This is a genomic window from Luteibacter flocculans (assembly GCF_023612255.1).
Taxonomy (GTDB): Bacteria; Pseudomonadota; Gammaproteobacteria; order Xanthomonadales; family Rhodanobacteraceae; genus Luteibacter; species Luteibacter flocculans.
Genome location: NZ_CP063231.1, coordinates 2,410,742 through 2,431,986 on the forward strand (window position 1 = coordinate 2,410,742; position 21,245 = coordinate 2,431,986).

The 21,245-nt window shown below is 66.3% G+C and carries 9 protein-coding genes; 1 reads left to right on the forward strand and 8 read right to left on the reverse strand.

What is annotated here, in order from left to right; all coding sequences use genetic code 11:
- Position 1: 1 nt before the first annotated feature.
- The gene (locus IM816_RS10255; RefSeq protein ID WP_250338002.1) at positions 2 to 1,555 is read right to left on the reverse strand and encodes a protein adenylyltransferase SelO; all 1,554 of its coding nucleotides are present in this window, start codon (positions 1,553 to 1,555) and stop codon (positions 2 to 4) included.
- 188 nt (positions 1,556 to 1,743) lie between these two features.
- On the opposite strand from IM816_RS10255, the gene IM816_RS10260 reads away from it, so the two are divergent.
- Positions 1,744 to 2,382 (forward strand): hypothetical protein, encoded by a 639-nt coding sequence (locus IM816_RS10260; RefSeq protein ID WP_250338003.1) that lies wholly within the window; start codon positions 1,744 to 1,746, stop codon positions 2,380 to 2,382.
- Here the strand turns inward: IM816_RS10260 and IM816_RS10265 are convergent.
- The 7 genes from IM816_RS10265 to IM816_RS10295 all read right to left on the reverse strand — a co-directional run bounded on the left by IM816_RS10265 (position 2,367) and on the right by IM816_RS10295 (position 21,235).
- A complete protein-coding gene (locus IM816_RS10265; RefSeq protein WP_250338004.1) occupies positions 2,367 to 4,040 on the reverse strand; it encodes a putative bifunctional diguanylate cyclase/phosphodiesterase in 1,674 nt (557 codons plus the stop codon). The two genes, IM816_RS10260 and IM816_RS10265, sit on opposite strands and share 16 nt — an antisense overlap.
- Positions 4,041 to 4,195: 155 nt before the next feature.
- Positions 4,196 to 5,197: a beta-propeller fold lactonase family protein gene (locus IM816_RS10270; RefSeq protein ID WP_250338005.1), complete on the reverse strand. Its 1,002-nt coding sequence runs from the start codon at positions 5,195 to 5,197 to the stop codon at positions 4,196 to 4,198.
- Between the two features lie 245 nt (positions 5,198 to 5,442).
- On the reverse strand, positions 5,443 to 6,321 hold the full coding sequence (locus IM816_RS10275; protein ID WP_250338006.1) for a type II secretion system minor pseudopilin: 879 nt from the start codon (positions 6,319 to 6,321) through the stop codon (positions 5,443 to 5,445).
- A complete protein-coding gene (locus tag IM816_RS10280; RefSeq protein ID WP_250338007.1) occupies positions 6,318 to 6,977 on the reverse strand; it encodes a prepilin-type N-terminal cleavage/methylation domain-containing protein in 660 nt (219 codons plus the stop codon). The genes IM816_RS10275 and IM816_RS10280 overlap by 4 nt, the downstream gene beginning before the upstream one ends.
- Positions 6,974 to 7,402, reverse strand: a complete 429-nt coding sequence (locus IM816_RS10285; RefSeq protein WP_250338008.1) for a prepilin-type N-terminal cleavage/methylation domain-containing protein — start codon at positions 7,400 to 7,402, stop codon at positions 6,974 to 6,976. The genes IM816_RS10280 and IM816_RS10285 overlap by 4 nt, the downstream gene beginning before the upstream one ends.
- Before the next feature lie 155 nt (positions 7,403 to 7,557).
- Entirely contained in the window at positions 7,558 to 8,937 is a 1,380-nt protein-coding gene (locus IM816_RS10290; protein ID WP_250338009.1) for a PstS family phosphate ABC transporter substrate-binding protein, read from the reverse strand.
- A gap of 220 nt (positions 8,938 to 9,157) precedes the next feature.
- Positions 9,158 to 21,235, reverse strand: coding sequence for a filamentous haemagglutinin family protein (locus IM816_RS10295; protein WP_250338010.1), 12,078 nt, complete (start codon positions 21,233 to 21,235; stop codon positions 9,158 to 9,160).
- Between the last annotated feature and the right edge of the window lie 10 nt (positions 21,236 to 21,245).

Sequence of the window (21,245 nt, forward strand, 5' to 3'; positions counted from 1 at the left end):
ATCAACTGCTGCACGAGAGCATCGAGCAACCCACGCGCTCGCGCGCCCAGTCGGGGCGCTTCCCAGCCAGATGCTCTCGCCCCGGTTGGTCGTCGTACGGATGGCGCAAAGTGTCCAGCAACTCGTGGATGCCGGCGTCGTCGCCCTGCTCGGCCCTGTCGATCGCCTGCTGGGCGAGATAATTGCGCAGCACGTAGCGCGGGTTGGCGGCATGCATGAGCGCGATGCGCTCGCTCGTCGACGATTCGTCGTCGCGCACCCGCATCGCGTAACGCTGCAGCCACGCCTGCAAGGGTTCCGCCACGGCAGCACGTCCCGCGTCGTCGTAGAACGCCGCATCCACCGCAGCCACGTGCGGCGCGCGGAGGTCCAGCGTCGCCAGATCGCGGAAGAAGATCGTCATGTCCATGCCACCCGCCGCCAGCAGACCGCGCAGGTCGGCGACAAGCGCCTCGTCGGCGTCGTCTGGCCGGGCCAGACCCAGTTTCGCCACGGAAAACGCCGCGTCGGTAGCCTGGAACACCTCGACGTAACGATTCAGGCCGGCCTGCAACGGCGCCACGTCCTCGAACAACGGCGACACGGCCTGGGCGAGACGCTGCAGGTTCCAGTACGCCACCTGCGGCTGCTGGCCGAAGCGATAGCGGCGATGCGTGCGATCGGTCGTGTTCGGCGTCCAGTCCGGATCGAAATCGTCGATCCAGCCGTAGGGGCCGTAATCGATGGTCAGTCCGAGAATGGACATGTTGTCCGTGTTCATCACGCCATGCACGAAGCCCACCCGCATCCAGTGCGCCATGAGCCGCGCGGTACGCTCGCACACTTCCGCGAAGAACGCGGCGTATCCCTCGTCTGCTGGGAGTGTCGCGATTTCCGGGTAATGGGTGGCGATGGTGAAGTCCACCAGGCGGCGCAGCAACGCCACGTCGCCCCGCGATGACGGGAGTTCGAACGAGCCGAAACGGAGGAAGGACGGCGCCACCCGGCAGACGATGGCACCCGGTTCCGGCGCGGGGTTGCCGTCGTACATCACGTCACGCACCACCTGCTCGCCCGTCGCCACCAACGCCAGCGCTCGGGTGGTCGGCACGCCGAGGTGGTGCATGGCCTCGCTGCACAGGAACTCGCGGATCGACGAACGCATCACGGCGCGGCCGTCCGCGCCACGGGAATACGGCGTGCGCCCGGCGCCCTTGAGTTGCAGCTCCTGGCGACCATGCCGCGCGGTCAGCACCTCGCCGAGGCCGATGGCGCGCCCGTCGCCAAGCTGGCCCGCCCAGTGACCGAACTGATGGCCACCGTAGGTCATGGCGTAGCCCGTCATGCCCGGCCAGCGCACGTTGCCGGCGAACACTTCCGCAAAATCCGGCGCCTCCGGCGACACGCCGAGCATCGCCGCTACCTCCTGGGCCACCGCGACGGTGCGCGGGGCCGGCACAGGGGTCGGGTCCACCCACGAGAACGCCGCCCCGACCACTTGGCGCGGTACGTTCGTGGTGTCCGGATCGGCGGGAAGCGCGCGGACGAAAGCGTTGTCGAAGCGAAGGTCTGTCATCGGGGGCCCGGATTGTGCGTTCACCTGACGATATCCGGGCGTGACGCCCCGCACGCAAGGTCATTGACCTCACGGCGGAGCGTCACGGCGAGGTCCAGGGGGTCTTTCCGCCAGACAACGCGCAAACGTCCGGTAAGAATCGTCGAACTCGTGCAAACTAGCGCCCCGATCACCCTTGCCCGGAACTCATGCGCCTTCTCCGCTCCCTGGCCCCGCTGCTCGCCGCCGTCCTGGCCGTGCCCGCTGGCGCCGAGCCGGCGATCGCGAGTGTGCAGCGCAGCGACAAGACGCTGGTGGAAATCATCAATGCCACCATGGGCACCTTGCCCAATGCCGTGGACTCGCTTGCAGGGAAGATCCCAGGCGGCCTGCATCCCACGGCCGACGCGCCGCCGCAGATCGTGCGCAGCACGCCGTTCATCACCCGCGATGGCTTCCGCGTCAGCGCCTTCGAGGCGCGCGGTCTGGATGAAGGGGGTGACGTGCCCATGGTTCGCTTCACCTCCATACAGCTCGAGCAGCGGCCGTGCTTCCAGCGCGGCGAGGTGGGCGACGCCTTTCACGCGCCCAGCTCCGAGACGAACCTGCCCGCCGCGCCGTCCATGCTGCCCAACCGCTATCTGGTGATGCAGATGCCCTGGGGGCGGCTGTCGTTTGGCACGTCGAAGGACAGTGGCGGATGCGTCATCGCCATCGTTGGCGACGCCACCGGTGGCATCCTCGGAACACGCATGCCGCTGCCGTTGCCGCAGCCGACCAGCGTGCCCGGCATGCCGGACCTTCGCCGCACCTGGCCCATGCCGGCTGACGCCTACCCGACCGACTGACCCGGTTTGCCCGCCGGGAAACCGACGACGCGCTCAAGCCCCTCGCCGGGCACCGCCTCGGAAAACAGGTAACCCTGCAATTCGTCGCAGCCAGCCTCGCGCAGGAAGGCGAGTTGTTGCTCGGTTTCCACGCCTTCCGCCACCACCGAGAGGCCCAGCGCCGCGCCGAGGTTCGACACCGCCCGTACGATCGCGGCGGAGTCGTCCGCCGTGGGCGCCATCTGCACGAAGGAGCGATCGATCTTCACCTTGTCCACGTCCAGGTCCTTCAGCAGCGTGAGGCTCGAATAGCCGGTCCCGAAATCGTCCAGTGAAATGCGTACGCCGGTGCGGCGCAGTTGTTTGAGCAGGCGTACGGTAGCCGCGTCCGCGTTGACGATGGCCGTCTCGGTAATTTCCAGTTCCAGTCGCTCGGGCGGCAGCCCGGCCTCGGTCAAGGCGCCGAGCACCACACGCGCGAACCGATCGTCGCGCAGTTGCACGGCACTGACGTTCACAGCCACAAACAGGTCGCCCATCGGCGCGATGCGTTTGCAGGCCGTGCGCAGCACCCACTCGCCGAGTGGACCGATCAGCCCCGTCTCCTCCGCCACCGCCACGAACTGCACCGGCGGTACGCTGCCCAGCCGAGGATGGTTCCAGCGTGCCAACGCCTCCACGCCGACGATCTTGCCATCGCTGGCACGGACCAGCGGTTGATAGTGGCAACTGAACCCTTCGCCGGTATGCAACGTTTCCCTGAGCGCCAGTTCCACCTCTCGCCGGTGCGCAATGGCGGCGTCCAGTGCATCATCGTAAAGCACCCAGCGATTGCGCGCCTTCTTGGCTTCGTAGAGCGCGCTGTCGGCCTTGCGTGCCATCTCGCCGGCGGCGACCGCGTCGATGTCGATCGGTACGACGCCGACCGACGTTCCCAGAAGCGCGGCATAGGCCGGGACGTCGAACGGCTCGCTGGCGAGCAGGAGAACGTGTTCGGCGAGCGCTTCGACGTCGAGGCCCTCGGCCTCCTCCACCAGCAGGGCAAACTCGTCGCCGCCGATGCGCGCCACGGTATCTTCCGCGCGCACGGCTCCACGCAGTCGCGCGCCGAACTGCACCAGCAGTTCGTCGCCTGCGAGATGACCGTAGGTATCGTTGACGCGCTTGAACCCATCGAGATCGAGGTAGAACAGCACCGACGGTTTGCCGCCGCCGGCCGCCTGGGCAATGGCCTTGTCGAGCTTGCTGAACAAGGCCGTCCGATTGGCAAGCCCGGTGAGCGCGTCATGGCACGCCAGCCAGCGCACGTGCGCCTCGGATTCGCGCAATTCGGTGATGTCGGTGACGGAGGCCAGTACGTGCGGCTCGCCGTCCAGGTCGATGCAGCTCTTGCGGGTAAGCAGCGTGCGCTGACGCCCACTGGTGTCGGCCACCGTTTCTTCGGTTTCGACCACCTCGTGGCCGCGCAGCACCGCATCGTCGCCCGCGGCGAAGCGTGCCGCCTGGTCGGGTGGAAAGAGGTCGAGGTCGCGCTTCCCCACGACGTCCGCGGAGGCGATGCCGAAATACTCGCAGCCCATCCGGTTCACGTAGACCCAACGGTGCAAGGCATCCCGCACGAACATCGCCGTGGGCATCAGTTCCAGCACTTTCGACCAGGTACGCAGGTCGTGGATCACCGGAGTTCCCCCTCTCAGGTCATATCCGGCAATCTGCGACGCGCGCCGTGAGCGCCGCGTGTGTGTCAATGGCCCCGAGACCCCAAGGGCCGGCGACGGATCCGGCGGGCATGAACCGAGAAGCCGGCCGGCCATAGGGGACGGCCGGCCTGCGGTTACTCCGGCTGGGTGGCGATGGCGGACGGCACGCTGCCCACCGGCACGGTCGCGATGACCTTGTTGGTGAATGGATTGATCACCGACACCGTATTGGAGTCGGCGTTGGCGACGTAGACACGGCCCGACTTCGCACTGACCGTGAGCGACGACGGGGAGCTGCCCACCGGAACCGTCGCCAGGAGCTTCTTGTCGAGCGGGTTGACGACCGAAACGGTGCCGTCACCGAAGTTGGAGACGTACAGCGGGAGCCCGATCGGGCTGGTCGCCACGGCGTCGGCGCCGCTGCCTGCCGGCAGCGTCGCCACGACCTTGTTGGAGAACGTGTCGATCACCGAAACGTTGTTGGACGCAACGTTCGCCACATAGAGACGCGCGCCGAGCGGACCCACGTCGAGTCCGAACGGGGTGGCACCGACCGGCACCGAGGCGACCACCTTCCGCGTGCGGGCGTCGATCACGGAAACGGTGTTGTCGCCGCTGTTTCCCACGTAGACACGGCTGCCGCTCGGGTTCACCGCCATGCTGAAAGGGACGGCGCCTACCGGCACGGAGGCGACGACGCTGTACGTCGCCGCATCGATCACGGACACCGAGCCATCGTTGGCGTTGGCCACGTAGACCGTTGCACCGTCCGGGCTGACAACGACGGCAACCGGCGTCGACGGCACGGCAATCAGGGCAACGGCCGTGTTCGTATTCGCATCGAGCACCGATACCGTGTTGTCGTTCGCATTGGCGACGTAGACACGCTTGCCGCTCGGGCTGACTGCCACGCCCGCGGGAAACGTGCCCACCGGCACTGTCGCGGTCACCTGGTTGCTCGCCGCGTCGATGACGGAAACCGTGTTGTCGATCTGATTCGCCACATAGACACGGTTCGCGGCCATGGCAGGAAGCGCCGCGGTCGCCAGCAACAGGGGGAAGGTGCAGCGGGCTGCGGGCGCGAGCCAACCGCTTACCTTAAGGCGGCTCTTGAGCGTCGTCTTCTCGTTCGTCATGACATACCTCGATAGGGTTCGTCGGCACCGCGAAGGGCGCCGTGATGAAGGAAAGATGCCTGGACTGTCGGCGGTCGCTCCCCGCGACGCTTCCGACACAGCGTGCCTTCGATCGCATGGATCGCCTGCAAGCGCGGTTTGACGCTAACGCACGGGCATGACGGTGCGTTGCCGCAGCGGTGACGTTGGATATTGCACAGCGGTTGCAACCATGCGAGAGCCACGCGCGTGCATCGCGCGTCGGATCAACCGCGACCTGCGCTCGAACGTTCGCGCCATCGCACGACGCGATACGCGGCGGGATCACCCGGGTCGTTCTTCAGGAAAAGCACGACGTCCAGCGTGACCGCCTGTCCGTCCTTCAAGGTCGCCGTGGCGACGATGTTGAAGGCCGCCACGGGACTGCGTGACGCATCGCCTGGCTTCGTGCCAGGCAACGGTGGAAGCAGAAGCACGCCCATGGGCGTACGGCTCACACGATCCACATAGGCACGCGCCGCTGCGGCGTCCGCGCCCGTCACCGCGGCGACGACGACAGGCGAGGCATAGGCAAGATTGGGCTGCTGGACGGTCCAAAGCGTCAACGCGGGCTCGATCCGGTCGACGATGTCGGAAGCGAGGCCCGGCACGCGGCGCAGTTCCTCAAGGCTCGTAAAGCCGCCTCGCAGCAGCAGCGCGGTGTCCTTGGCCTCGCCCGGGTCGCCCCACGCACCGATCGCCTTGGCCGCCGGGCCGATACGTTCTTCGTCGACGCCTGCGGCGCGCAGGAGATCGGTAATCTGCTCCGGCGTCGCCAGATTGAGATTGAGCTTCCCCTCTTCCGCCGACACGGACACCGACACCTCAGCATCGCCGACGCGCATGGCGTGACTCTGCCAGTCGGGCTGCCAGCGTCGATCCCCATCGGCGTCACTCAGGTGAAAGACCGCCACGTCGATGCCCGCTTCGGCTGCATAGAAGGCCTGGGTACGCAGCGACTGTGTCCGCGCCTGCAGGCTCTCGATGCGCGCGTTGGTCGCCAATGCGCCCAGCGTGATCGCCGCGAGCGTGCAACCCCATAGCACCACGAGCAAGGCGACACCGCGTTGCGCGGGTGCATGCCTCGCGAGCCCCACGACGTTCATGGCTTGGCGAAGGTGGTCAATCGCGCCAACCCTTCGCGCCCATTGACCGCGCGCGGGTCCATGCGCAACGGCACGGCCAGCACCGGCCAGCGCACGCCGCCCTTGAGCACGAGTTCCACGCCGACCATCGTCGGCAAGCGCGTCGCGTACGGCCAGCGCTCCTGCCAACCCAACAGATGCCCTTGATCGTCCATGCCGTTGTAGACGAAACGTCCGGAGACCACGTCGGAGACCAGCGTCTCGGGATCGGCCGGCACGATCGGCGAGCCACCGCGCAACGCCAACGGTGCGAACGCCGCTTCGAGACGGCGCTGATCACCGTCACCGATGATCTGGAGCTTCTGCAATTGCAGGCCGCTCGCGGCGAGATATCCGGGGCCGGGGGCGACAAAGACCAATTCGCTCGCATCGCCCTGGAAGACGATCATGCTGCGGTCGTGCGCCAGACTCCACGGATAGGGCATCGCATTTGCCAGCGCATGACGGAGGTAGCCCTGCGCCGCACGCACCTCATCGAGCCGTTGGCTTCGCGCCATACCGGCGCGTGTCGAACGGGTCAGCGTCTGCAATGCCGCCGTGACGCCGAGCAACAGCAACGCGAGCAAGGCCAGCGCTGCGATCGTCTCCATCAGGCTGAAGCCGCGAGATTTCTTCATGCATCCCCCTGCACTGCCGGCGCCGGCGTGTCTGCGGGACGCGTCGAAACGGTGCGCAAGGTCACGAATCGCGCCGAGACCGGTTGACCACCTTCTTTCCACTCGACGGTAAGTTCCACGCGGTAGAGATGCAACGGCGTGGACGTACGTACCGCAGCTTCTTCGGGAGGCGAAGAAACCTGCATGGTCCAGTGATATTCGTCGTCGAAGTCGCCACGGTGGATTCCCTCCGTGGGAAAGTCAGCGACGAAAACCCGGTCGAGCAAACCACTGGCCCAGAGCGACGCCTGCGTATAGCCTTCCGAACGGAGGCCGAGGGCCATCGAGGCACCCGCCGCGTGCATCAGCGCACCGAAGCAGAGCGCCAACAGAAGCATCCCGGCGAGCGCTTCCAGCAGACTGAATCCCCGATCATTCCGTCGCACGGCGTTCCTCCTCGTCGCTCGGAGCTTAGGCACGAGAGCATGTCGACTCGATGACGCGACGCCTGGTTTGCCGATACGGCGCATGCCTGCATGAAAAAAAGGAAGGGCTCGAAAGCCCCTCCTCTGTTCTTCCGTGAATCGTTTGGTATGCGCTATCAGCTCTTGATGCAGGTGCTGACCTTGGCCGACACCGTCGGGGTGACGGTGGCGAAGGCGTAGCCCGTGCCGGTACCGATGGTCGTCACGCCCGTGTGCGAACCGTAGGCCGAACCGATGAGGCCCTGCACGGCAGCCGTATCGGCACCGTTACCGGTGTTGTTGGCGATCAGGTAGGACACGGCCACGATCGGGTAACGCGTGGTGCTGGTCGCGTAGGTCGACGGCTCGACGAGGTTCATGCAACCCGCCTGCACGATCGGCGAGAGCGTGCCGGTGACCGGACGGCCGTTGGAATCCACACCCGTGATGCCGCGATCGTTGACCGTGGCGAGCGTGATGGCATTGGGCAGGTTGGAGAACGGGTCGAAACCGTTGACGGTGGCGTACGAGACCTGCGGGTTGGCAGCGGAGATGTTCTTGAAGTTCGCCGCTTCGGCGTAGCCGATGGAGCTGGCGTTCGACGCGACCGCAGCAACGACAGCCGGGTTGCCGCTGGCGCCGACGTAACGCGACGGCAGGCCGCTCGGGAAGAACAGGCTGTTGACGGTGGTGAAGGCCTGGTCGGCGATGAAGTGCGCGGAGCCGACGGCACCGCACACGGCGGCCAGGTGGTTCGCCAGGGAGAACGTGGTGCCGCTGCCGTCCGAACGGAAGACGACCTTGAAGTCATCGCCCGACGAAGGAACCGGCAGGCCGAGCTGGCTGAACTTGGTCGCCTGGCCGTTGAACACCTGGCAGACCTGCGAGTCGGTGAGGTTCACCGGCGAGGTGATGGCGGAGTTGTTGATGACGATGGCGATCGAACCCACCACGGCCGGGAACTGCACCGGCTGGGTGTACTTGGTGGCCTTGTTGCCCGGCGAAGTGAACCAGCCGAATTCCGTCTGCGACATCGGCGCATCGCTACCTGCGAAATGCGGATTGACCGTGGTGGACAGCGACGCACCGAATCCACCCTGCACCGGCGTGAAGGCGTTGCCGTTGCAGAAATCCGTGCCGCTCAGCGGGTGGGCAGTCGGCGACGCACCGTCGGTGTTGTCGAAGATCTTCTTGCCGTTGCCGCTACCGGTCTGGCAGTACGACACGTGGTTGCTCGAAGAGGCCGCCCAGGCACCGAACAGCGAGTTGGCGGCGACGCCAACCGGCGCGGGCGCCGACGGATCGAGGTTGTTGGTGGTGGCGTTCGTCGACAACTTCGCCGAGGGCGTGACGCCGTTGAAATTGAAGCCGACATAAGCACCGGCCGGCAGCGTGGCGCCGCCGCCAAAGACGTCCGTGCTCATCGCCGAGCCAGCAGCGGCGAAGCCGACGGCCAGCAGCACGGCACCCGCGATGATCTTCGTGCGGGTGTTCCCCATAACGTGACGCTTGTACATGGTGTTACCCCTAGTCGATAGACCTCCATCTGGAGGCCAGACGACTATTCGCTTTTTTATTGTCCTGCGAATGACGTTTGCATGTCCTCGAACATGCCATCTACATGACGATCTTGACGTCGTGCCGCATTTGCTCATGCACATGACATGCATCGTGACAAAGCATCACAAAATGTGATGCGCGACGCACGATCCATGTGCATCGCGACACGGCACATCGTCACTGCGTGAGTCGCGCTCGCTCTGCCGGCGTGAGCCGATCGTTGGCGCTGCCACGACGCATGACCTGCACAGGGCTCGACGGGTCATACGCGCCGTTGCGTGCCGAATCGACACTGGCGCTGGGATTGTCGCCAAGCACTTGTACCGAGATCACCGACGGCTGACGATCGCGCGCATCGGCCTGCTGTTGACGTGCGACGTCTTCCGCTGCCTTCGTCGCCGCGCTCGCTGCGGAACTGGCGGCGTTGAGTGCACCGACGTTCACGCTCTGCACCACCGGCAAACCCACGGCGTCGCCCTTCACCTGGACGTTGTCGGCATTGGCCACATGTGCGGCAGCGATGACGAGGTTGCCCGACACGCGGATGCCTGCGTCGCCCGCATCCACCGTACCGCGCGGCGCCATCAGATAGACCGCGCCTTCCGGCGCACCCGCAACCGTCTGCAAAGTGGCGATGCCGGCGCCACTCACCTGACCGGCGGGGTTCTGAAAACACCAGGCATCGGTCGTGCAGAGATAGCTCACCGGCGGAATTTCGCTGGTGGTCTTGGCACCCTTGCCGGCATTGATGTCGCCGTTGGAACTCCAGATCGTGACATCGCCGCCCTGCTCCGTGAACACGCGGCTTTGCGCGAGTAACGTACTGCCGTCGGTGAACATGGAAATACCGCCTTGGCGCAAGGTGAGTACACCTTGCGTGTTGGGACCGTCGAGAACGTTGCCCGCGGAATCGGTCGCCGGAGGCGGCGCGGACGTGCCGCCGAGAAGCGCATCGCCACCGGGTCCGAGAATCGACACGTTGCCTCCGCGCTGGGTCTGGATCGTGCTGCCGCGCATGTCCAGGTCACCTGTCGATACCCGCGCCTGCGCACCGTTGCTTCCGCCATCGAGGCCGTTCGCCGTGTAACCGAGCGATGCCGGGAATAGCGTATTGATGGCGGCATAACCCCTTGCATACTGTCCCTTGAAGGGGCTGGCGTCGTCGTTATAGTCCTTACCCACCTGCGCGAGGATGCGGAACAGCGAGTCCTGGGTGAACAGGGCCTTGGCATCGTCTGGAAGCTGCTGGAGTCGTGCCCAGGCCTGTTCCACGGAATAGCTCGGCTTGACCGCGTCCGCGATCAGGCCGGTATCCAGGCCAAGGCCCGCGTCGTAGCTTTCGACAAATGCCACGAGCGAGGCAGCACCGTCGTCCAGTCCAGCAGGCCTGCTCGCGGTGGGGTCGACGTAAGTCGCGATGAACGCGGCCTGGTCGATACCGGGGCCGACGCCGAATGCGGCGTATATCGATGCGCCATCCGGCCCGAGGAACGGATTGAGCGTGTTGCCCGTCGAGTCGATTCCCGTCATGAACGACGGGGTACCCGGTTGCTGTAACGTCTTGTATGTCGCGGACCGTGTATTCGGAAGGGCATAGAACTCCGTCTGCGACGCAAAGCGGCCCAGGTCCCGCCCGGCTTCCACGCTGAGATATCCCGAACCGCCCTGCAGTATCACTGGCAGGATGGACCAGGGTTCCTCGACGCCGCCCGTCTGAAGGAACCTGACGGAGAGCGGCGTATCGTAGATGTCGCGACCCGCGCGGATCACGGAGATATCGGAGCCGTGTACCTGCTGCCCGACATACGCGAGGTCGACGATGTCCCTGCCCGCCTCGACTCGCGCCACCTTCGACGGCATCAGAAAGACACCGCCCATGCCGCCGCCCGTGCCGTTGAGGATGTCGCCATCGAGTGCGTACACGCGAACGGGGTCGGCATCGTTGGCATGCCATGGCGTGGGTGCATGCAGGAACTGCTGATCGGCCAGCGTGCCGAACAATGCATCGGCCAGATAGCCTTGCTGACGCACGCGCGTCGCAGGCGATCCATCGCTCAGCGTCAACGGATCGAGGTAGAGCGGCGATGGCAGCGACGAGAGCGGCGCGTCGATCTGGCCCCACACGAATCGGCTGCCGGTATCCCCGCCTGCCGGCATGTCGAAGCGCACGGAATCGCGGGCCAACAGCGTGAGGTTGCCGTCGGCCGAGGGGAACAGTTCGCCGGCCGCGCGCAGGTCGAGGTTGCCGTTGGCGGCCACCAGGCTCACTGTCGCAGGCAGAATGTCGCCCGCGGACTCGACAGGTACGTCGGCGGTCAGGCCCGGCGTGAACAACGTCAGCGGCGACACGAGGTCGCCATAGGTCAGATCTCCCGCAAACGCGGTAACCGACAACCGTGAGCGCGTCGAATACGACTGGCCGTCCGCATGTCCCGTGGGCGCCAGGGCGTCGACGCCACCGTCGTCGAGCCAGGACGGGTTGAACACGCCGCCCAGTGACACCGACCCGCCCGCCGCAACGTCCACGCGCGCATCCTGCATCGCGATCAGCGTGGAAACCGGCATCGTGCTTTCCTTGCCGGCGGCTGTCGTGTACGGCACGGAGAAGTCGGCACCGATGCTTCCGCCCGCGCGGATGTCGCCGTCACCCTTGGCGACGAAGTAGCTGCCGCTGAGGATGTCGCCGCCCGCGGCAACCGAAAGATCGCCGCCACCGATCGTTCGCAGCGTACGGTCCCCGGAGGCGTCGCTGGTGATCGTCCAGGTGGTGGGCAGCGACACCGAGAGCTGCCGTACGTCACCGCCCGCGGATACGTTCACGTCACCACCGACGCTCATCACACCCTGGTCGAAACTGCCGAAATTGATCGACGAGCGGTCCGCGGTGTTGTTGACCTGCATCCACTGCCACCAGTACTGCGCGGTGGATGTCCCTGCCGTGCCGGTGATGTCTCCGGTCTCGTCGACCGTATTCTGCAGGGCTACGATGTCGCCGCCCGCATGCAGCGAGACGTGGCCGCCCTGGTCGGGATTCACCGCGCCGTTGACGACCATTTCCGGCGCCGCCGATGTGACCAGCCCATCGATCTGCGATGGCCGTAGCAGGTTCACGCCCGCATCGGTCGCCGTACCGTCGGCAGGTGCACCCGCGGCATAGATCGCCGCGGGTGCACGATCGTCGGTCCAGCGAATGTCGCCGGAGGCGGCGATGTCGATATCGCCTGTGCCGGTACGCACCAGCGTCGGTGCCACGATGACCCGGCCGGTCGCGGTGTCGGTGAACTCCGTGTGGCCTCCGAGCATCACGTCCCCGGTGTGCGACGGCGCCAGGGCCAACGGATCGACGGAGAGCGTGTCGGCCCCCGCGACGAAGCGATACGAACTGCTGTTTCCACCGGCCAGCGTGGCGCTCAACAGAGGTAACGGATTCTTCGTCACCGCCAGCGGAGACGGGCTGTTGTCGACGGGCGCGCTGCGGTCGATCGCATCGAGTGTGGTCGGTGGCGCGAGCAGCGGCTGCATCACGTCAGGCACCGAGAGCGTATCGACGAAGCCGGTCAACGCGATCGACTGGTTGAGGTAGTCGGGATACGCGGCGAGATACGGCAGGTACTGGTTGAGGTTGGTCGGCGTGGGTAGCGGCGCTGGCGCGTCGGGCACCGACATGACGAAACCGAAACCGAGGCCATAGGTGATCGCGTCTACCGGACGATAACCGGGCGCCCCCGGAAGTTCGGACAACAGATACGCGGTATAGGCCACGTATTCGGTGTAGTAATCGTTGATCGCGACCGGATCGCCACTGGTGAATTCGGTGGGCGCACTGAACAGGTTGGGGAATCCGTCCACGCCAAGGCCCGTATCCAACAGGGCCTGCCAGCCGGCGCTCGCTTCTTCCCACGTAGTCGGCACCGGCGGACCGCCTGCCGAACCACCTGCGTTACCGAGTTGCAGGAAGCCGTCCGTCACGCTGGCGCGTATGTCGAGATCGTGGGCCGCGCGCAAGGTGAGGATCGGCGCTTCGGTCGCCGTACCGTAGCGGAACACCGGATGCAGGTTGCCATCCGTATCGCGCGTGGCGGCACCGAGGTTCCAGTTGGTCAGGATCGAGATGTCGCCGCCGTCGATCGCCGTGCCGCTGTTGCGCAATTCGATGCCCGGCCTGACGTGGAAGTTGGGCAGGCCGGCAAAACGCGAGTCGAAAACGAAGCCCGGTGCCTGCACGAAGTGCATGAGCGTACCGGCGCCTTGCGACGGGTCGCCGTTGACGTAGCCGTAGAAGGTGGCATGCCCAGCGTTGGCCGCGCTGGGCGTGAAGCGATAGCGCGCGAGATAGTCCCGCACCTGCGCGTCGTTGGACATATCCGGTCCGGGCATCACATTGCCCGCGTCGTCGCTGAAGGTGCCCGCAACCAGCACGGGGCGCCCCGTCGTCGGATCGGCCTGGAACCACCCCGCCGCGTCGATCATGCCGTCGAAGTGCTTCGACGGATCGGCCGAGGCATCGGACGTGTCCCACACCGCATAGGCTTCCAGGGTGGTCGAGGCCGTATGTGACAGGTCGACGCTCGGCGCGATGCTGACTGGCACGTCGCCATCGGCCAGCAGCGGCACGCGGAGATGCAGTTCGCCTGCGCCCGCATCGCCGCCCTGGATCACGCGGGCCTGGGCGCCCAGGCGAATATGACCTGCATCGCCAGTCTGCACCACCTGGTAGCCATAGGTGGGATCGAGCGTGCCGTCCGTGACGCCCGAGGTTCCGAGCGTGATGTCGCCGCCGCGATGGCCTGCCGAGGAGGCGCTGGTATCGAGGCGCCCGTCGATATCGACGCCCTTGGCACCGAACAGGTCGATCGTGCCGCCGAACGTCCCCGAGCCATCGATCGCGCCCGCCACGGACACGTCGCCACCGTCTGCCGTCAAGTGGACGAGATGCGCGTGCAAGGTGTCGCCTGCCGCCAGCGACAGGTCGCCCTGACGGGTGTGCACGCTCAACGAGCCATCGAAGCCCCCGGCCGTCGCGCGCGACGCAAGGCTGCCGAGATCGAAGGCCGAGAACGTATCCACGGCGAGCGTGCCGCCCAGGTAACCGTCGGCCGCCGTGCCCAGTAGACGACCCAATACGGTCGCGGCGCCTGCGCCGGCTGTGACACGAACGGTGCCGGCATTGCCGCCGTCGCTTGCGCCGCTGACGTCAACGGTCGTGCCTTGCGCGAGCAGAATGCCACCGGCATCGGCCGTCAATTGCACGGTGCCACCCGGTACGCGTACCGCCGTATCGTTGAAGGGCAGCGACAGTCCCGATGCATCGATCGACGCACCGTCGCCGACCGTGACGTCGCCCGTCGTCGCATGCAGACGAACAGTGCCGCCATGCGAGACGAGTTCGGTGTTCCATGCCAGCGAACCGGCCTGGATATCGAAAGTGCCTCCTACCGTGGTGGCGGCCGCTCCATCGGCCTGCCCACCGCGCGTCAACTGCGCTGCGCCTGTGGTGACAAGGCGAACGTCAGCGCCATTGTCGACGCTGACGCGCGGCGTGGTGAGGGTGAGATCGGCGTCGGCCAGATCGAGCGTCCCCTTGCCCGAGAGGATGGTCCCCGTGGTCGCATCGACGTCCAGCCTGGACAGTCCATGAGTCGCGATGTTGCCGTCGCCCCACTGGAAGCGATTCGTCTCGACGCGCAAGGCACCGTCGCCCGCCGCCGCGCGCGTCGTGGATGCGCCGGTGTCGTTTTCCAGCGTCAGTGAGCGCGCCGCGAGCGACGCCTGGCCGCCATCGCTGTTCAATCCGGGCGTGCTGAGGATGAGATCGTTGGCGACACGGAGTGAGGCGTCACCGAGCAGATCGATGGACTGGCGCGCCCGCAGCGTCGTCGATTCACTGTTGGCGAACTGCGCGAGAACGCGCGGACCGATGAGCAGCGTACCTGCGCTCGACGTGCTGTCACCGTTGTCGCCAGCGAGTGCGATACGCCCCGCGGTGATATCGATGTCCGTCGCCCGCAGCGTCGCGTCTGCCGCCAGCTGCGTCTGCCCGGTGGCATCCATGCTGAGCGATCCCGCGGCATCGATGATCGCCCCGGCCCCGATCGTGAGGTAGCCGCCCGGCGTACCGGCTGAGCCATCCAGACCGGTGATGTTCTTACGCACGATCCGGGAGGGATCTCGCCCTGAGACGCGCAACAGCGAACCGTCACCGCTGATGCCCGGCACCGTGTCGGTCGCGAGCTGGCCCAGCAACAACGGCGCCGAGGCCGTGTCATCGCTCGCGGTAGCCGTCGCGCGCAGCAAGCTTCCATCCCCAAGCGTGACGCCGCCTTCGCCGCGAGCAACGAGAATGATCTCGCTGCCCTGGAGCGGATGGGCAGCATCGTTCGACAGCAGCACGCGATCGGCCTTGACGTCCACGATGTCGCCTTGCGCCGTACTGGTGCGATTGCCGCCGATCAACAGGCTGCCGGCACCCAGCTGCGACAGCTCGTCGGCCGCCACGTGAAGATAACCATCCAACGCCGTGTCACCCGCGCCGGTGATCTGGATCGCGTCACCGGCAATGTCCACCTGCGAGCCACGTCCGCCTGCGGCCGGCGCGGCATCGAGCGTGGCGCCCAGTGTCAAGGCCTGGCTGGCGGCGACGCTGAGGCGGCCGGCGTCCTTGCCGAGACGCGGGGCGACGTCGCCATTGCGAGCCGCCTGATTCGCAAAGAACGTATCCGCCGAGGTGACGGCGTATTCCGAGTATTGGCCCCAGACCTGCGCGGATTGCAGCATGAACGCGCTGGCGCGCGCATCCCGCGCGCCGGTCAGCGTGTCGGCAAAATAGCCGCCCGCGATCTGCGTGCCATCCGGCGCCTTGACGACTCGACCAACGACCGCATCCGTGACGCTCGTGTCCTGCACCACGCGATACGCGCCGGGCAGCGTTGCGTAGCGTGCGGGAAGCAGCGTATAGACACCGTCCGGCAGCCCCGGCACGCCACTCAGGTACACGCCCTGGCCGACCTGCGGGCCGGCGCCCGCGCCCTTCTCCAGCGCAGCGTCCTGCGCCGACAACGGCGCACGGTAACCCGGAACGATCGCGTAGACCGGGCGCCCGTCGGCGTACTGCGATACCTGCGTCCCGGTCTGCGAGTTGCTGAAATCGGTGTGGCTCTGCGCGAGTACGTCGCGCGATCCCCCCGTGCCCGGCACCCATTCCACGGCCTGCACGTGCCCGCCGCCGGAGAGGTCGACGTTCGCACCGCTGTCGATCGCCACGTTGCCGGCAGCCATCGAGATCGACTTTTCCGGTGGCGCGTCGACGATGTTCGGCGACGACGCCGCCTCGCTGTCGAAGTGCCAATCTTTGCCGTCTTCGGTGGTGCCGTAGGGAACGACCGCGCCGTCGAGCGAAACGGAGGTGACGCTTCCTGCGGCCAGATGGACATCCTTCGCCACGGACAACGGCATGGACGACGACAGCCCAAGGGCAGCAATCGTGGCAGCCGGGTCGTCGGTGCCTAGCGCAATGGCGCCCGATGGCACCCACAGGTTGCCACCCTGCACGACGTGATCGGCACCGACCGCCAACGTGCCGCCCGCGGAAAGCGGCGTGGAAGTATCAGTGACCGCCGCGGGATGGAAGGCCACGGTGGTCTCCCCCGTGGGGTTGTACGCATCGATCAGAAAGCGGTAACCCGTCGCCGGATATACGCGTGACGCGGTGACATCGAGGTCTCCGGTCGTGAACAACCAACCCGTCTGCGGGAACAGCGGTTGGTCGCCATCCAGCGCTAAGCGCAGGTCGCCCGTCGAGACGAATGAGGCGCGCTCGAAGCCGGAGAGGTTCACATGGCCGCCGATGTCGACGAAGTTCGCCGCGACGTCGAGCGAACCCGTGCCAACGGAAGCACCGGGCGTCGTCCGCGTATCGGTACCGACGATCGATATATACGGGGCAGCGAGCATGACATGGCCGCCATTCGTCGTGGCGTTATTGTCGAATGTGGCCTTGCGCTCGTCCGCATCGAAGGCGGCGACGTGTCGCGCATCGATCTGGATACTCCGTCCGACCTGGACATCGACGTCGCCTGCGAACACCACGTCGCTCTTTGCACCGAGCGTGCCGATGGTGAGCGCATCGATACCTGAGTCGTCCAGTCGGTCGATCGCGAAACGCAGGTCGGCGCCATCGTTCTGGCCAAGCGCTGCGCCGTAGGGATCGCTTGCGCTTGGTACGCGGGTACCGTCCTGCGTCACGATCAGTTGCTGGATGCCGAGGTTGCGGTCGAGCGCCGTGTGCGCACCGATGTTCAGGGTACCCCCGCGGGCCAGCGGCGCACCGCCGTGCGCGTCGATGGTGCCGTCGAAATAGAAACCCGTGCCTGCCTCGATCGTGAGCGCACCCGCGTCGCTCCACACGGACGACGGTGCATAGAAGGTCGTATCCAGACCGGCGCGACGACCGTCGGTAGGCAAATCGAAGGTATTGCTGGCACCGCCGAGAGCAATCCGCGCGCCCTGCTCCGCCACGAGATCGCGATCCGACGTCAGCGCAACGTTGCCGCCTGCCAGCACTACACCCGTCCTGCGCTGCGCAAGCACGCCGCCGACACCCGGCAGCACGCCTGCCGTCGGATCGCGCAGTGAGATGCCGCTCGCATCGAGCACCGCGTCGGGACCGAGCCACAGGGACCGGTTGGCGTAGGCTTTGCCGTTGAAACCGAGCGCATAACCGATATTGTCGAGCGTGATGCTTCCGCCGCGTGCCACGAGCGAGCCCTTGACGACGACATGGCCCGCGCCAGCCAGCGCGATGGTCTCGCCAGCACCGACCTCGACGTGAGCGCCGTCGCCGATATCGACGGTGCCCGTGACCGAACTGAACACAGAGGGGCCGGTTACCTGCCGCCAGTTCTGGTACAGGCCAGCTTGAATGGAGATGCCGTCGCCATTCTGGCGATGGAGATAGCGCTGGTACGCATCCGCTTCGCCCGGGCCGACATTCGCGGGCTGTCCGGCAGTGCCCAGCAGTCCGGTCGCGCTCGGCAGCGTCAACAGGGCTTGCTGGTCGGCCACCATGGTGCGTGGATCGACGATCACACTCGCGCCTGCGGCCACCGAGGCATCGGTGTCGGCGATCAGTGCATAGCGGGAGAAGCCGAGCGAACGGAACAGCCCCGTATCGAGGTACAGCATGCTCGCATCGTCCAGCGGCGCGGGCGTGCCACCGATCTGGATGGCCGGCGCGTGCAGCGTAAGCGCGCCGCCGCCAGAGAAGCCTTCGCCGATCAAGGTGCCATCGAGCTGGATCGCTCCGCCACGAAGATCGTTCGGCGAGGCATAGCCGAAGTAACTGAACAGCCCCGACTCCACATGCGTCTGCAGGGTGACGTCACCGCCGCGACCGCGTGGCAGGGCGCCGTTCATGGCAAGCACGCCCTGCGGCGACACATAGCCGCCACCCGACACGTCGATGATGCTGCCGGCGTCGAGGACGATGTTCGCGGTGTCGTCGGTGCCCTTGAGGGAATCGACGCCCTGCCAGGTGCTGAGCGACACGCTACCCCCGTCGATCCACGCGTCGCCCTGGAGCGCGTCGGCCGCGCGACCGCTGTCGTTGATCCAGCGGCCGCTGGTGTCGAGCACGCCCTGCGGTCCGACGTGCAACACGGCCTGTACATAGTTCTGCGAGGGCGCATTGGCGCCGGTAGGCACCGATATGAGGTTGATGGTGCCGCCGTGCGTCGTGATCGTGCCCTGCACGTCCACGGCGCCCGCGGTGATGTCCACCTCGCCGCCGTCGGGAAGCTGCAGGTCGGCATCGTCGCTCAGCAGGACCGTGCCGTTGGTGGACAGGCGAAGGCGACGGAACCCGCCGTTCTCGATCATGGCGGTCGACAAGGGACGCCACCACAACGGATCGCTGGGATCGCCGGGGCGGTCGCCGCGACTCGGCAGCTTCGTGTCTTCGTCGAAGTCCGGCACATAGCTTTCGATCGGCCTGGCATCGCGTTGAATGACGTAGTTGATCGCGTCTGCCGGTTTCAGGAAATCGCTGGGCGAGCCGATCGTCGGGTCGACCGCCAGGATGCTCAGCGTACCGGCGAGCGGGAGCGCACCCGTTCGCACCTGTTCGCGACCCGCGTAGGCATGAGCACTGAGGTCGCCATCGATGACGATGTCTTCCTTGGCGGAGGGCTGAAAGGACAACGTCCCGGCGTCGCCACCCTTGATGAAACCGGGGTCGAAGCGGCCGACGTTCGCCATCAGCGGACTCGTGGTGAAGTCCTCCGTCACACCCCAGCGCGCGTGGTCGCGTGTGTAGGTACCCGCAAAGCCGACATAGGCCACGTTGGGATCGGCCGAGGCGATGTCGTAAAGCAGACCGTCGGCGCCCTGCAGCCGCGGCGCATCGATGACGCCGGGAAGGTAATTGATGAAGCCGCCTTCGAGGCGCAGCTGCGCCCCGGTGCGCACGATGGCGCTGGCCTTGAAGGTCACGCTGCCCGCGTTGATCATCAGCTGATCGACGGTTCGCGGCATATTGGCAACGTAGCCCGCCGCGTTGAGCACCGGGCTGCCGACCCATTCGACGCCATCGGGGCGCGTGCCAGACTGGGTGCTGTCGATCACCACGTTCTTCGCCGCGAACAAGGGACTGTTGCGCAACAGCGGCGAGTCCGCGAGCTCGTTGAGACCAATGCGCGGGATGGTCACCAGCAAGGCCGACATAGGCAGCGTGACGTTCGCCAGACCGGATACGTCGACGATCGAGCCGCCCGCAAGATAGGCATCGGCGGCAAACGTCACATTCCCGGCCGGGACTTCCATCAGCGACCCGCTCTCCATCCGGGCGCTGACGTTGACGTCCACGCGGCTGGTCTGGAATGCCTTGTCGGCCTCCTGGCTGGACGATGTGGTCTCGCCGTCCTTCTCGGGGAGCACCGTGGTCACCGATCCCGCGTCGAAAGTGATCGTGCTGCCGGCAGGATTGCGCAACGAGTCGAACTGCAGGCTCCCCGGGTGGCTGAGGCTGGTCGACGTCACCACCACGCCGTCCTGGTGCGCCTCGTCGGCGAGCCACTGGATCGAGCCACGCCGCGCCTGGATCAGTCCGGTGTTTTCCACGATGCCCTTGGGCGGTGCGAAGGCGGAAAAGCGACTCGATGGCGCGACTTTGAGGTTGCCTGCCAACGTCTGCACGGCAACGAGTGCCGGCGCGGCGGCGAGCACCACCTGGCCGTCGTCGGCGACGATCCGGCCAGCCTGCGACACCGTGGGTGCCGAGAGAACGACGAAGCCATCCTTGGTGCCGGAAAGCGAAGCGCCCTTTTCCACGGTGACCGCACCGCGGGTCGCATCCGCGTAGCCTTCGACCGAGCCACTGGTGAGGAAGGTCACGTCATCGGTGGGCAGAATATGTTCAGGATCCTGCGTCGCCCCGATGCCGTACTTCATGAAGAACGCATTGCTCTTCGCGACGTCGTTGGTAAACAGATCCAACGAACTGGCAATCAGCGAATGCGTATCGACCTGCGCCCCACCGCCGAAGATCATCCCGTTCCGGTTGAGCAGGTAAACCGTACCTTCGGCCTTGATCTGCCCGAGGATCTCACTCGGCTTCCCGCTCGGATCGTTGACGCGGTTCAACGCGATCCACTGGTTGCTTCCGCCGGTCTGATTACCACCCGTCTGGTCGAAATGCACCGTGGTCCCTCGGCCCACGTTGAACGACTCCCACGAGAGAATCGCTTTCGACTTGGTCTGCTTGATCTCGACCGTGGTCTGATCGCCCGCCACCGACTGCGTCGGCGCGTTGGCGTTCTGCCAGAGCGACGGATCGACACTCACGCGGCTATCGACCTTGAGGCCGCCGGTCGCCAAGCCATTGGGTACATTCGAGGCCAGCGCCTGTGCGGCAGCCTGCGCACTTTTCTGCGCGCTCATCTGCGCGGCGACGGCCTGCGCCGCGGCGTCGAGGTTCGCAATCGACTGCTGCACACGCTGCTGCAACATGACGTTGCCCGGCGTGTAGACGTTGCCGCCGTTCGCACCTGGCGCACCCGTCGGCGGCGTAGCGACCGGCTGCGTCGTACCAGGCTGCTTGGTGGCGAACCAGCCGGGACTGAATGCCGGTGGTGTGGCCGCATGCGCCGTGCCGCCAAACAGGCACAACGCTATGACCTGGCAAATCGCGCGACGACGCAGTGCGGGTCGGGGTATCGCCGAGGCGGCGCGGGAACGGACGGAAGGCTGGGTGCGTGCGATCATGGCTGACCTC